General features: G+C 63.3%; 16 protein-coding genes. 6 read left to right on the plus strand and 10 right to left on the minus strand.

Annotation, left to right across the window (positions count from 1 at the left end):
- Window positions 1–7: 7 nt before the first annotated feature.
- Both lipB and AX702_RS01055 read left to right on the plus strand, forming a co-directional pair.
- Window positions 8–709, plus strand: a complete 702-nt coding sequence (gene lipB, locus AX702_RS01050) for a lipoyl(octanoyl) transferase LipB (RefSeq protein ID WP_443026275.1) — start codon at window positions 8–10, stop codon at window positions 707–709.
- A gap of 88 nt (window positions 710–797) precedes the next feature.
- Window positions 798–1,052: a hypothetical protein gene (locus AX702_RS01055; RefSeq protein WP_066775232.1), complete on the plus strand. Its 255-nt coding sequence runs from the start codon at window positions 798–800 to the stop codon at window positions 1,050–1,052.
- A 60-nt stretch (window positions 1,053–1,112) separates the two neighbouring features.
- On the opposite strand, the gene AX702_RS22315 is transcribed toward AX702_RS01055, so the two are convergent.
- On the minus strand, window positions 1,113–1,316 hold the full coding sequence (locus tag AX702_RS22315) for a hypothetical protein (protein ID WP_197420455.1): 204 nt from the start codon (window positions 1,314–1,316) through the stop codon (window positions 1,113–1,115).
- Between AX702_RS22315 and AX702_RS01060 the strand changes: the two genes are divergently transcribed.
- Window positions 1,306–1,923, plus strand: coding sequence for a hypothetical protein (locus AX702_RS01060; RefSeq protein WP_231731679.1), 618 nt, complete (start codon window positions 1,306–1,308; stop codon window positions 1,921–1,923). The genes AX702_RS22315 and AX702_RS01060 overlap by 11 nt on opposite strands.
- 163 nt (window positions 1,924–2,086) lie before the next feature.
- On the opposite strand, the gene AX702_RS01065 is transcribed toward AX702_RS01060, so the two are convergent.
- From AX702_RS01065 to AX702_RS01075, 4 genes are all read right to left on the minus strand, one after another.
- The gene (locus AX702_RS01065) at window positions 2,087–2,578 is read right to left on the minus strand and encodes an asparaginase domain-containing protein (protein ID WP_066775237.1); all 492 of its coding nucleotides are present in this window, start codon (window positions 2,576–2,578) and stop codon (window positions 2,087–2,089) included.
- Window positions 2,579–2,658: 80 nt separating this feature from the next.
- Complete coding sequence (locus AX702_RS01070) at window positions 2,659–4,131, minus strand: flavin-containing monooxygenase (RefSeq protein ID WP_156455302.1); 1,473 nt, start codon at window positions 4,129–4,131, stop codon at window positions 2,659–2,661.
- 110 nt (window positions 4,132–4,241) lie between these two features.
- The gene (locus tag AX702_RS21930) at window positions 4,242–4,409 is read right to left on the minus strand and encodes a hypothetical protein (RefSeq protein ID WP_156455303.1); all 168 of its coding nucleotides are present in this window, start codon (window positions 4,407–4,409) and stop codon (window positions 4,242–4,244) included.
- A 53-nt stretch (window positions 4,410–4,462) separates the two neighbouring features.
- Window positions 4,463–5,404, minus strand: coding sequence for a threonine ammonia-lyase (locus tag AX702_RS01075; RefSeq protein ID WP_066775240.1), 942 nt, complete (start codon window positions 5,402–5,404; stop codon window positions 4,463–4,465).
- Window positions 5,405–5,602: 198 nt separating this feature from the next.
- Here AX702_RS01075 and AX702_RS01080 point away from each other — a divergent pair, with 198 nt between their 5' ends.
- From AX702_RS01080 to AX702_RS01090, 3 genes are all read left to right on the plus strand, one after another.
- Entirely contained in the window at window positions 5,603–6,835 is a 1,233-nt protein-coding gene (locus AX702_RS01080; protein WP_066775243.1) for a type III PLP-dependent enzyme, read from the plus strand.
- Window positions 6,836–6,947: 112 nt separating this feature from the next.
- Window positions 6,948–8,027 carry a 1,9-bis(guanidino)-5-aza-nonane synthase gene (locus AX702_RS01085; RefSeq protein WP_066775246.1) on the plus strand — a complete coding sequence of 360 codons (1,080 nt, stop codon included), beginning with the start codon at window positions 6,948–6,950 and terminating at the stop codon, window positions 8,025–8,027.
- 110 nt (window positions 8,028–8,137) lie between these two features.
- Window positions 8,138–8,575, plus strand: a complete 438-nt coding sequence (locus tag AX702_RS01090; RefSeq protein WP_066775249.1) for an MAPEG family protein — start codon at window positions 8,138–8,140, stop codon at window positions 8,573–8,575.
- Between the two features lie 36 nt (window positions 8,576–8,611).
- On the opposite strand, the gene AX702_RS01095 is transcribed toward AX702_RS01090, so the two are convergent.
- From AX702_RS01095 to AX702_RS01115, 5 genes are all read right to left on the minus strand, one after another.
- On the minus strand, window positions 8,612–9,181 hold the full coding sequence (locus AX702_RS01095; RefSeq protein WP_231731680.1) for a GNAT family N-acetyltransferase: 570 nt from the start codon (window positions 9,179–9,181) through the stop codon (window positions 8,612–8,614).
- Between the two features lie 11 nt (window positions 9,182–9,192).
- A complete protein-coding gene (locus AX702_RS01100) occupies window positions 9,193–10,329 on the minus strand; it encodes a calcium:proton antiporter (RefSeq protein WP_082745907.1) in 1,137 nt (378 codons plus the stop codon).
- 116 nt (window positions 10,330–10,445) lie between these two features.
- Window positions 10,446–11,714: an ATP-dependent Clp protease ATP-binding subunit ClpX gene (gene clpX / locus AX702_RS01105; RefSeq protein ID WP_066775251.1), complete on the minus strand. Its 1,269-nt coding sequence runs from the start codon at window positions 11,712–11,714 to the stop codon at window positions 10,446–10,448.
- 79 nt (window positions 11,715–11,793) lie between these two features.
- Window positions 11,794–12,483 carry an ATP-dependent Clp protease proteolytic subunit gene (locus AX702_RS01110; RefSeq protein ID WP_066775254.1) on the minus strand — a complete coding sequence of 230 codons (690 nt, stop codon included), beginning with the start codon at window positions 12,481–12,483 and terminating at the stop codon, window positions 11,794–11,796.
- 71 nt (window positions 12,484–12,554) lie between these two features.
- Window positions 12,555–13,361 (minus strand): MipA/OmpV family protein, encoded by an 807-nt coding sequence (locus AX702_RS01115; RefSeq protein ID WP_066775256.1) that lies wholly within the window; start codon window positions 13,359–13,361, stop codon window positions 12,555–12,557.
- Window positions 13,362–13,380: the final 19 nt, after the last annotated feature.

Genomic DNA, 13,380 nt, shown 5'->3' on the forward strand with positions numbered 1-13,380 from the left:
CGGTCGCTTGCCAATCGCCGCCACCATCCGCATCTGCCCTTTCGTGATCAACGCTCAAGAGATCGAATGGCGGATAACGCCGGGGCTGACCGACTATGCGGCCGCTCTTCGAGAAATGGAGCGCCGCGCCGCGGATGTCGCCGCGGGGCAGGCGCGCGAACTGGTGTGGCTCCTGGAACATCCGCCAGTCTATACGGCCGGCACCAGCGCAGACGCTGCGGAATTGATCGACCCTCGCTTCCCGGTGGTGAATGCGGGCCGTGGCGGCCGGTACACCTATCACGGGCCTGGCCAGCGCATCGGCTATCTGGTCCTCAACCTGGCCCAGCGCGGCCGCGATGTGCGCTGCTTTGTTCACGCGGTTGAAGGCTGGGTGATCGCCGCACTTGGCGAAATGGGAATAGCCGCGTTTCGCGCGCCCGGCCGGATCGGGATCTGGACCCGAGACAGCAGTGGAACCGAGGCTAAGATCGGCGCGATCGGCGTGCGCGTGCGCCGCTGGGTCTCCATGCACGGCTTCTCCGTGAACCTCTCCCCTGACCTGTCGCATTTCGGCGGGATCGTGCCGTGCGGCATCGCTGATTATCCGGTGACCAGCGCCGAGGCGCTTGGCGCGGAGCACGGGTTTGAAACCTTTGACGCCGCGATGGCGTTAACATTCAACGCTTTCCTCGAAAGCCTTACTTGTGCGCGTGAAAACGAGGCTTGAGGGGTCGGCGATCTGTGACTAATATCCACTTCGATTTGGGTATTAAGGATCCGTCCGCCGTCCAAATCCACTATCTAGGGAGCTTTCCATGCGTGCTATCTCGAAGATCCTGACCGGTTCGGCCATTGCGGCAGCCGCGCTTGCCGTGTCGGCTTGCGGCTCGCAGACCGAAACCACGGTCGACAACACCACCATCACCGACATGAACGCGACCGAGGGTCTCGACACGATGACCGACAACATGACGGCGGTCGATGGCGCCATGAACGGCGGCATGATGGCGAACGACACCATGATGTCGAACGACATGATGATGACCAACACCACCACGAACGCGATGTAATCCTCGCTTCGAAAAGGTGTTCTTCAAGACCGCTCGGGCAACCGGGCGGTCTTCGTCGTTTCAGAGCAGGTAAGGATCGCCCGATTGTGCGATTGGCGTGACGAACAGGGTTGGAGGATTGAGCAAAAACGCGTATGAATCCCGCGCGTTGCGTTTGGGGGATATCATGCGGATGGTTGGGTTGCGGATCGTCGGGCTAAGCTTGGCAGCGGCCGCGGTGACGGGCGCCATGCCGGCTTCGGCGCAATTCTTCATGAAGTCCAAGGACCTGTCGGGCGCAGTGGTGCGCGGGGATGAACCCGGCATCGCACATCCGCTGCCCGGCGCGACCGAGCAGGAAGTCAAGGCTGGACTGACCTGGACGCTGCGAGCGGCGCTGAATGTCGCCGCGCTGCAATGCCAGTTCGAGCCCACGCTGCTCACGGTCGACAATTACAATGCGGTGCTGACCGATCATCGTGCGGAGCTGAAGGAGAGCTACGACACGCTGACTGCCTACTTCAAGCGCGTCAACAAGACGCCCAAGGCAGGGCAGACGGCGCTCGATCAGTTTGGCACCAGAACCTATTCCAGCTTCAACGCTGTCGCCTCGCAGTTCAACTTCTGCCAGACGGCAGGCAAGATTGGCCGCGCCGCGATCTACACGCCGCGGGGCAGCTTCGGCACCCTGGCGCAGGAGCGCATGCGCGAGTTCCGTAACAGCCTGTCGCCGTGGGGTGAGCAGCAGTTCCCGCGCTACTTTTACGCTGAATCTCGCGTCCCGCGCCTCGACAGCATCTGCTGGTCCCGGAAGGGCGAATGGCAGACGAAGAAGTGTGGCGTGCTCGACTTTCCACCCCCGGTCGGCGTGGTGAGCCTCGCGCAGCGTTGAACAACGCGGGCGGGCTCGGATCAGCCCGCCTTTTTACGATAGCGCTGTCCGGTGTTCTTAACCCGCCACCAGCCCTGAGATAACCGCTGCGAATGGCGCGCTGAAGTCCGCGACACGACGAACCGGCGAGTGACGGCGGGGGCCGGTTCGGAACTAGCGAACCTTATGGTTCGACGGGGATAAAGGCGTTCGCGGCACGATCCTTCCGGACCCGCAACCCGTCGAAGACGGTACCGTTCATCACGATCCAGACGCCCGCAGGTGCAGCCTGGGCAGTTGCGATCGCCATGCCCAGATTGAAGCTGGCGTCACTTTCGGCGAAGCGTGCTGGTGACAGGGCGCCCACCAGAACAATCGTCTTACCCGTAATGCCGGCGAGCGCCTGCGCCGTCTGCGTCATGGTATCGGTGCCATGGGTGATGATGATGCGTGTCTCGGCCGCATCTTCGACCTGACGGGCGATCAACGCCCGATCATCGTCGGTCATCTCCAGGCTGTCCTTCCGCATCACCTCGGCGACGCGATACGGCAAGGTCACGCGTGCCGTCTTCAGCACCCGATCGACCACACTTTCGCCGATCTGATAAGTGCTCAGTGCATCGAAATAGAGCTTGTCGATCGTTCCCCCAGTGGTGAGGATCAGCACATCGGCCACCGCGCCATTCTCCTTTGCTGCGAAGGCACGCGCCTTAGCGCCTTAGACGCCGGAGGGAACAGGCGAATGACGCGATGTCGCTATGCCGCGGCGCGCGTCCTTTCCGGCAGCGGATTGGAGAATTCCATGCTGTCATCAACCGAGCCGAAGCGGAGCGCCATGACGTCCAGCGCATAATTCTGGTTGAGGCGCCACGGCTTCCTATTTCCCTGCTTGGGCAATTGATCCGCCACCCGCTGGATATAACCCGAACTGAAATCCACGAACGGTTCCGCCGCGATCGACTGGTTGCCGATCCGGGGAGTAGCCTGGCGCACGCCGCGCTTCTTCATGGTGTTGAGCAGGCGGCACAGATACATGGCGACCAGATCGGCCTTCAGCGTCCAGGAGGCATTGGTATAGCCAAAGGTGAACGCCAGATTGGGAATGTCGGAGAACATCATTCCCTTATATTGCAGCGCGTTTGCGATGCTTTTTTCCACGCCGTCGACGATCGGATCGATACCGCTCAGCAGCTTCACCCGCAGCCCGGTCGCGGTCACGACGATGTCCGTCTCAAGCAGCTGGCCGGAGGACAGCAGGATCCCCTCTGGCGTGAAGCGCTCGATCGTATCCGTCACGACCGCCGCCTTCCCGGCCTTGATCGTGTCGAACAGGTCTGCGTCTGGCACCAGGCAGAGACGCTGGTCCCACGGATTGTAACGCGGCGTGAAATGGGTCGCCACGTCGTAGTCGGGACCGAGGTGTTCGCGCACTTGATCCAGAAGCTTCTGCTTAACCTTGTCCGGCTTCCGGCGCGTCATGCGATAGAAGAACATCCCGAACATGACGTTCTTCCACCGTGTCAGCCCGTAGGCCGCCTTGCTGGGAAGCTTCGCCCGCAACCAATTGGCCAGCGCGTCCTGACCCGGGCGCGAGACGACATAGGTGGGCGATCGCTGCAGCATCGTGACGCTCGCCGCCGTCTTCGCCAACTCGGGCACCAACGTTACGGCCGTGGCACCGCTCCCGATCACGACAACGCGCTTATCGGCATAGTCAAGGTTCTCGGGCCAGAACTGCGGATGTACGATCCGACCGCCGAATTCTTCCTGATTGGGGAAGTGAGGCGCATGCCCCTGCTCGTAATCGTAATAACCCGAACACATGTGCAGGAATGAGCAGGTGAAGGACGTCGGCCCATCCGGTCCGTGAACGCTTACCGTCCAGCGCGCGTCAGCCGTCGACCAATCCATGCCGGTCACCCGATGACCGAACCGGATTCGCCGATCTATTCCGCCGTCGCGCGCCGTTTCTTCGATATATTCACGGATCGACGGGCCGTCGGCGATGGCCTTAGCCTTGGTCCAGGGCCGGAAATTGTATCCGAGCGTATGCATGTCGCTGTCTGAGCGGATGCCCGGATAACGGAAGAGATCCCAGGTTCCTCCCATCGCCTGTCGGGCCTCAAGGATCAGGTAGCTCCGATCCGGACAGCGCTGCTGCAAATGATGCGCCGCCCCGACGCCAGACAGCCCGGCTCCGACGATGATGACGTCGACATGCTCGTTCATGGACGATCCTCTCTTTGACGAGAGTCTAGCTCATCCGACGATGGCAGGAAAGAACCGAACTTACCTTGATGTCAGTAATCACCCGAGGCCCAAGGGGCGTGCTGCCAAAGCTACAAGGTCCAGATCAGCACGTTGCCGAACAGAACGGCCGCCATCACAATCATCAACCAGCCACGCTTGGTATCCCGACGCGTCTTGATCAACCAGCCGCCGCCCAGCAGGCAGGCGAAGGACGCAAGCATGGCAATGGCGGGCGCGGCGCTGGCAATCGCATTCATGATGGCCTCCTATCGCTCTGCGCGGGACCGGCAAAGGTCGGGCTGCGGCGCTCTCACGATACGGCTGAAGTGGCGATCGTCCGCGCATAAGCGTCGATATCCACGTTCCCGCCCGACAGGATCACCACCATCCCAGGCACAGGCGCGATTGCACCTGAGAGAACGGCAGCCAGGCCAACCGCACCACCCGGCTCGACCACGAGGCGCAGCCGCTCGGCCGCCCAGCGCTGCGCCGCCCCGATCTGCGCCTCCGAGACCGCCACGCCTGTGGCATCGCGGCGCGACAGCACGTCGAAGGTGAGCCGGGAAACTTCCTTCGTCATCAATGCGTCGCAACTCGTCGGCGGCGGCCCATCCCCCACCGGAAGGATCCAACTCGCCTCCAGGCTCCGGCGCATATCATCCCACCCTTCGGGCTCCACGACGCTGACTGCTGCTCCCGGAAGGGCCAGGGCAAGGCCCGCCGCCAGCCCGCCGCCCCCGCACGGAACGACCACATGGCGCGGCTCTCCCAAGCCGGCGGCTTCCATCTGAGCAGCGATCTCGACCCCGGCAGATCCCTGACCTTCAATGATCCAGGGATCGTCAAAGCTTGGCACCAACGTGGCTCCACGCGCCTCGGCAAGCTGGGCTGCGATCAGCTCCCGGGACTGGGTAAGCCGGTCGTAGCTCACCACCTCCGCGCCCAGCGCCAACGTGCCCTGCACCTTCGATCGGGGCGCATCCGCAGGCATCACGATGATCGCCGGCATGCCGAGTCTCTTGGCCGCCCAGGCAACCCCCTGCGCATGATTGCCGCTCGAGAACGCAACCACGCCGCGTGAGCGTGCGTTCGGTTCCAGCGCGGTCAATCGGTGCCAGGCACCACGTATCTTGAATGCACCGATCGGCTGCAGCGATTCCGCCTTGAAGGCGACAGGCACGCCCTTGATTTCGCTAACGAAAAGCGGCGTCGGTGGAAGGATCGCGGCGATCTTCGCCGCAGCATCGCGCACTCCGGCGCGCGTAGGTTGTCGCAGAATTGTCACAATTCGTCCTTGCCGCAAATTCGAGCCAGCGAAAACACACTTTACATAGGGGGTGAGCGACCCTAAGTGCGCGCCTCCGCTGCCCCATGGGACTTCCACCGCAAGGCAGTGATTTCGTCAACTGAAGACCGGGGGCTTGCCCCCTGGCATTGGAGGTCCCTTGAATTGCACCAGGATCATCGCGCGCTGGGGCTAGCGCCCCTCTCGACCGTTGCTCGCAACTCTGTTTCGGGCGCTATCGACATCGCACAGGGCAAGCCGGTCCAGCCGGTCACGCTCGTGCGTCCGCACGCCGCGGCACGCGCCGCCCGGTTCTTCGTGGAGAAGTTTCCGGGTCGCTCGATGTATGCCGTGAAGGCCAATCCCTCGCCGGATCTGATCAAGATCCTGTTCGACAACGGGATTACCACGTTCGACGTTGCTTCAATCGGCGAAGTCCGGATGGTGGCGCGGACCGTGCCGGAAGCGACGCTCTGCTTCATGCACCCGGTGAAGGCCGAAGAGGCGATCACCGAGGCATATTTCAAGCACGGGGTGCGCACGTTCAGCCTCGATTCGATGGAAGAGCTCGAGAAGATCATGCGCGCCACGCGCAATGCATCTGATCTGACGCTCTGTGTCCGGCTGCGCGTCTCGTCCGAGCATTCCAAGCTCAGCCTGGCGTCCAAGTTCGGCGTGTCGCCGCAGGATGCGAAGCCGCTGCTCTTTGCCGCCCGCCAGGCGGCTGACGCGCTCGGCATCTGCTTCCACGTCGGCAGCCAGGCGATGACGCCCGAGGCTTATGCTGATGCGATGGAGCGCGTGCGTGCGGCGATCGTCGACGCGGCTGTGACGGTTGACGTGATCGACGTTGGCGGCGGGTTCCCCTCCACCTATCCGGGCATGGAGCCGCCGCCGCTGGAGCGGTACTTCGAGACGATCCATCGCGCGTTCGAGAGCCTGCCGATCAGCTATTCGGCTGAGCTCTGGGCGGAGCCAGGTCGCGCGCTGTGTGCGGAATATAGCAGCATTGTCGTGCGGGTCGAAAAGCGCCGCGGCAACGAGCTGTACATCAACGACGGTGCCTATGGCGCATTGTTCGACGCCGCGCACATCGGCTGGCGTTTCCCGGTCGCGCTGCTTCGCGAGCCGGAGTCGACTGTTCGCGATCACCCGTTCTCGTTCTATGGCCCGACCTGCGACGATATCGACCATATGGCAGGTCCGTTCCTGCTGCCGGCCGACATCCAGACCAGCGATTATTTCGAGATCGGCATGCTGGGTGCCTATGGCTCAGCGATGCGCACGGCGTTCAACGGCTTCGGATCGGACGAAACGGTGATCGTCGAGGACGAGCCGATGGCATCGATGTACGCCATCGTGGAACGCGAAGCCGCTTCCAACGTCGTAAAGCTGTAACTCACGACCTACATCACTGAACAGCGGCAGCGCTCCTTGCGGGGCGCTGCCGTGCTTACGGGTTAGCGCGTCCCCTTCCGAACGACTGTGCAATCATGCGAGAGCAACCGACATGACTGACACCCTCACGAAGACCGCGGCCGCGAATGCGCCGATCAACGACACCCGCAAGGCGGAACTGCTGTCGAAGCAGGTCAAGCACATCGACATCCGCTCGTTTGATGCGCGCCCGATCGTGGACGCGATGAGCGACATGAGCTTCACCAGCCGCGACCTCGGCCGCGCGACCAAGATCTACAACGACATGCTGGCCGACAAGGACTGCACCGTCGTGCTGGTGATCGCGGGCTCCACCTCGGCCGGCGGCTGCATGGACCTCTATGCCGAGCTGGTGCGCAACAACATGGTCGACTGCATCGTCGCGACCGGCGCCACCATCGTCGACATGGATTTCTTCGAGGGCCTCGGCCACAAGCATTATCAGGCGCTGGAAGTGCCGGATGATGACACGCTGCGCTCGCTCTATATCGACCGCATCTACGACACGTACATCGACGAGGAGCAGCTGCAGGACTGCGACTTCACGATCAACAAGATCGCCGAGTCGCTGGAGCCGAAGCCCTATTCGAGCCGCGCGTTCATCCGCGAGATGGGCAAGTATCTCGTCGAGCACGGCAAGAAGGACAATAGCCTCGTCAAGCTCGCCTATGAGCATGACGTGCCGATCTTCTGCCCGGCGTTCGTCGATTCGTCGGCCGGCTTCGGCTTGGTGAAGCATCAGGTCGACGCGGCCAAGGAAGGCCGCCCGTACATGGTGCTCGACGCGATCGCCGACTTCCGCGAGCTGACCGAGATCAAGATCCAGGCCGGCACCACCGGCCTGCTGATGATCGGCGGCGGCGTGCCGAAGAACTTCATCCAGGACACGGTGGTGTGCGCCGAAATCCTCGGCCACGAGGATGTCGAGGTGCACAAATACGCCGTGCAGATCACCGTCGCCGACGTGCGCGACGGCGCCTGCTCGTCCTCGACGCTGCAGGAAGCGGCGAGCTGGGGCAAGGTGAACACCGGCATTGAGCAGATGGTGTTCGCGGAGGCAGGCTCGGTAATGCCGCTGCTGGCGTCCGACGCCTATCACCGCGGCCACTGGAAGGACCGCGCCAAGCGCGGCTGGGCCAAGCTGTTCGCCTGATCGATCGGAAGCGGGGCGGCGTAGCTGCCCCGCTTCTGCCGGCGCCAGCGCGGCCCGCGCCCCCTGCCGAGGCGCGTGACAGCCGATCGGCGTCGCGCTAGCCTTCGGGCATGATCTCCCTCGCGCTTCTCCAGCCTGCTGTGGCGCTGATCGGCTGGACGCTGGTGATGCTAGGCTGGATGTTTGCCACTCGGCTCCCCGCGATGCGCCGTGCCGGTATCCGCATGGGCACGCTGGTCGGCTCCCGCGCCTCCGACGCGGATCGCTCGCTGCCTGCCGAAGCGCAGTGGAAGGCCCATAATTATAACCATCTGCTCGAACAGCCCGTGCTGTTCTACGCGCTATGCCTCATCTTGACGCTTGCCGATGGCGCGTCGTCGATCGCGCTGATCCTGGCCTGGGCCTATGTCGCGCTGCGTGTGGCACATAGTCTCGTCCAGGCGACCAGCAATCGGGTGAAGCCGCGCTTCATCCTTTTCGCAGTGTCGAGCAGTTGCCTTGCGCTGATGACCCTAGTGGCGGCCTTTGCCGTCACACGCGCTGGCTGACGATCCGTCGCGGATCGAACACCTCGTTGCCGGCGCTCAGTCCGCTGGGCGGCACATCGACCAGAACCTGGGGCCACCGCCCGGCACCGTCCATTCGTCCGTGACGGTGAACCCCAGCGCGCGATAGAAACCTAGATTGCGCTCGGTCGCAGTCTCCAGATACGCCGGCCATCGCTTTGCCACGCGATCGAGCCCGGCCTTCACTACATCGCGGCCCAGCCCCCTGCCCTGCGCGATGGGATCGCATCCGGCGATGTGCAGGTACCAGAACTCACCGGGCGGCATGTGCGCTTCAATCGCGGCCGACACCTTGAGCGCGCGCGGAATGCGGGTGCCCAGCGCGCGCCAGAACGGCCAGGCCTGGCGCAGAATCGCAACCGTGCTGGTTGTCGCCTCGCCGGGCCCCCGCCATAGCGTCGCCGCCTCGCCGTTCGCGGTTACTAGGCGCATGCCCCCGGCGTCATCGTCGAACAATAGCGCGAACAGCCGCGGCAGCCGGCGCGCGCGCTCTGCCGGATCAGGGAAGATCCACGCCATCGCGGGATCGTCGGCAAAGGCGCGCGCCAGCATGGCGGAAACGCGCGCGCGATCCGCACGGCCGGCCATCCGGATCGCCGTCACGGGACCACGGTGGTGAACAGATAGGCCGCGAAGATCACCAGATGCACTGCCCCTCCCAGGATGGTGGTCCGTCCCGTTCCAAGTGACAGGGTGATCGTGAACAGCGACAGGATCAAGAGCGTGATGCCCTTGGCGCCAATGCCGAGCGCGAGCGGCAGATCGAGCATCAACGAGACGATCGCGACCGAAGGAATGGTCAGCCCGATCGTCGCCAGCGCGGATCCCAGGGCAAGGTTGAGGCTGGTCTGCAACCGATTGCGCTTGGCAGCGCGATAGGCCGCCAGGCCTTCCGGGGCGAGCACCAGCGCCGCGATCACCACACCGACGACGGCGAGCGGCAGGCCGGCGTCGAGCACCGCTCTCTCGACGGTGGCGGAAAGCCCCTTGGCGAGCAGCACCACCCCCACCAGCGCGATAAGGAGGAAGGCGAGCGCGAACATCGTGGTCGTGCGGCTCGGCCGGTCAGCGTGCGCATCACGGGGCAGCTCCTCGCCTGGGAGGAAATACTCGCGGTGCCGCACGGTCTGAACGAGCACGAACATGAGATACAGGAACAGCGACACGACCGCCACGAACACAAGCTGCGCTGGCGCATAGGTCGGCCCTGCTGCGCTGGTGACGTAATTGGGCAGCACCAGCGATAGCACCACCAGTGCCGTCAGCACCGCCAGTGCTGCGCTGACACCACTAAGCGTAAACCGTTGTTCGCCATGTCTCAGCCCGCCTGCCATCAGGCAGAGGCCGACGATGCCGTTGAGAATGATCATGATCGCGGCAAACACGGTATCGCGCGCGAGGGCTGAGGCATCGCCGGAGTCCGACAACATCAGGCTGACGATCAGCGACACCTCAATGACGGTGACCGCAATGGCGAGCACCAAGGTGCCGAAGGGCTCGCCAACGCGGTGCGCAACGACCTCAGCGTGGTGGACCGCGGCAAGCACGGAGCCGATCAGGATCGCGGATGCAGCAACGGTGCCGATTGTCCCCATCTTGTAGAGCGACAGCAACACGGCAATCGCACCGAGCAGCGGGAACGCCAGCGTGTAGGCGGGAAGGCCAAGCCGCCCCAGCAAGGCCCGCTTGCTCGCGGGCGGCACGATGGCGTCGACGTTGTCGGGCTGTTCGGTCATCAGATCTCCTCAATTGTCCCTCTTGGGAATGACACAGCCGCGTAACTGCTCCCGATCCGAAACGAAAACGGGCGCCGATTGCTCGGCGCCCGCTCATGCCCTGCGCAGACGATCGCTTACGCGGCGTCGCTACCAGCCTTTTTCTTCTCGGCGTACACGCGGATCGGCTCCTTGCGGCCATCCACCACGTCCTTGTCGATCATCACTTCATCAACCGAATTCATGCCGGGCAAGTCGAACATCGTATCAAGGAGGATGCCCTCCAGGATAGACCGAAGGCCGCGAGCGCCGGTCTTCCGCTCGATTGCCTTCTTGGCAACCGTCACCAGCGCATCGTCGGTGAAGCCAAGCTTCACTTCCTCCATTTCGAACAGCTTCTGGTACTGCTTGACCAGCGCATTCTTCGGCTCGCTCAGGATCTTCACCAGCGCGGCTACGTCCAGATCCTCAAGCGTCGCGATCACCGGCAAGCGTCCGACAAACTCGGGGATGAGGCCGAACTTGAGCAGATCCTCCGGCTCGGTCTGGCGCAGCACCTCGCCGGTGCGCTTTTCCTCGGGCGACGCGACATAAGCGCCGAAACCAATCGACTTGCCCTGCAGACGATCGCCGATGATCTTTTCCAGACCCGAGAAGGCGCCGCCGCAGATGAACAGAATGTTCGTCGTGTCGACCTGCAGGAATTCCTGCTGCGGATGCTTGCGGCCACCCTGCGGCGGCACGGAGGCGGTGGTGCCCTCCATCAGCTTCAGCAGTGCCTGCTGCACGCCCTCACCCGACACGTCGCGCGTGATCGACGGGTTTTCGGCCTTGCGACTGATCTTGTCGATCTCGTCGATATAGACAATGCCGCGCTGCGCCCGCTCGACGTTATAGTCGGACGCCTGGAGCAGTTTCAGGATGATGTTCTCGACATCCTCGCCGACGTAACCGGCCTCGGTCAGCGTCGTCGCATCCGCCATGGTGAACGGCACGTCGAGGATGCGCGCCAGCGTCTGCGCCAGCAGCGTCTTGCCACATCCGGTCGGGCCGACAAGCAGGATGTTCGACTTGGCGAGTTCGACATCCGCGCCCTTCGCACCGTGGTTCAACCGCTTATAGTGGTTGTGCACCGCCACCGAGAGCACCCGCTTGGCCTGCTTCTGCCCGATGACGTAATCGTCGAGGACGTCGCAGATCTCCTGCGGGGTCGGCACGCCGCCATCCTTCTTGGAGACAAGCGCCGACTTGGTTTCCTCACGAATGATGTCGTTGCACAGCTCCACACACTCGTCGCAGATGAACACGGTCGGTCCCGCGATGAGCTTGCGAACCTCGTGCTGGGACTTGCCGCAGAACGAGCAATAAAGCGTGCTCTTCGAGTCGCCGCCGCTGAGCTTGGTCATTCAATCACATCCTTTGCCGGCCGGGCATGGTAACCCGGCCAGTCATGATCCGGCAATGCCGGAAAGAGGCTAACGGAGATCAGGCCGCCGCTGCCACATCATCGGCCGGTGCCGGCCGCTTGTCGAAAACTTCGTCGATAAGGCCAAATTCCCGGGCCTCGTCCGAACTCATGAACTTGTCGCGATCCATCGCGTTCTCGATCACCTCGATCGGCTTGCCGGTATATTTGGCGTACAGTTCGTTCATGCGGCTGCGGATACGAAGGATCTCGCGCGCCTGGATCTCGATATCGCTGGCCATGCCCTGCGCGCCACCGGACGGCTGGTGGATCATGATCCGGGCGTTGGTAAGCGCCACGCGCATACCCGGCTCGCCCGCCGACAGGAGGAAGCTGCCCATCGACGCCGCCTGACCGATGCACACCGTGCCGACGCGCGGCCGAATGTATTGCATCGTGTCATGGATCGCCATGCCCGCCGTGACGACGCCGCCCGGCGAGTTGATGTACATGAAGATGTCCTTCTTCGGATTTTCCGATTCCAGGAACAGCAGCTGGGCGGTGATGAGGCTCGCCATGCCGTCTTCGACCCCGCCGGTAACAAACACGATCCGCTCGCGAAGCAAGCGGCTGAAGATGTCAAACGAACGCTCGCCGCGGTTCGACTGTTCGATCACGATGGGAACGAGGCCGGCTTGCGTCTGCTGCATGCCGACTCCGGCGCGCGCCAGGGCGCCTGCGAAGTCGCCGGTCTCGAACGGATTGTGCATGGAATATCTCTCTTATGCCTCAGGAACACCTATGTCGCGCGCGGGTCGCACGACTTCAAGTCCCGCTCAGATCAGTCGTTCACCGGTCCGAATGTGTAGGTCAGCATGATGCCGCCAGACCATTGATCCTTCGAGTCCAGTCGATCCACAATGGGGGAGCGACCCGCATCGTCAATCAGCCGGTCGTACTTGGCGTAGCTCGATATACCCCAGCGGCGATCAAGCTGCTTGAGAAACGTGACCGTGCCACCAACGGCATGAATGCCGCCGTCGGGCCGGAAGGCCGGAAGGCCTGACGGGATCGAGGCTTCAACCGGGACGCCGAAATAGGCGCGCTGATACCCGCGGTCGCTGAACGACAGGCGCGGGCCTATCGCAAACAGCCAGTCATCACGATCACGGGCAATGTAATCAACGCTGGCCATGCCAACGAGACCTTCATGCCCACCGATACCCTGCCGCACCTCCAGACGGGCGCGCACCGGGTTTGCAAACGTATACTCAAGGAAGCCGCCAGCCTCCACCGTGAAGCCGACACGCGGCACGCCAGGCAGATCCTGTGTTCGTCGCGATCCCTCGAATGTCAGTGCCGGACCGAAGTCAAACCCCTGCTGGCGCAACAGGGGAAGGCCGCTGCTCTCATCCGCTGCCTCGAACTCGAATGGCGTATCACCGCGCGCCCGCGACACGTCCAAGAAGGGCCTAAAGACCATATCTCCCGAGCCCGGAAAACGGGGCACCAGTTGTGGCCCCGCCCCGATCCGCGTCCGCCACGCTCCCCGCGGCTTCTCCGCCTCATCCTGCGCGTGAGCTGCGTTGGGCAGCACCATGCCCGCCAGCACGAGGGCCACGACGCGGCTCGCGAGTTTTTGTGTCATCCGACCAGCCTAGGGCAGC

This window comes from Sphingomonas sp. CCH5-D11, assembly GCF_001557395.1.
Lineage (GTDB): Bacteria > Pseudomonadota > Alphaproteobacteria > Sphingomonadales > Sphingomonadaceae > Sphingomonas.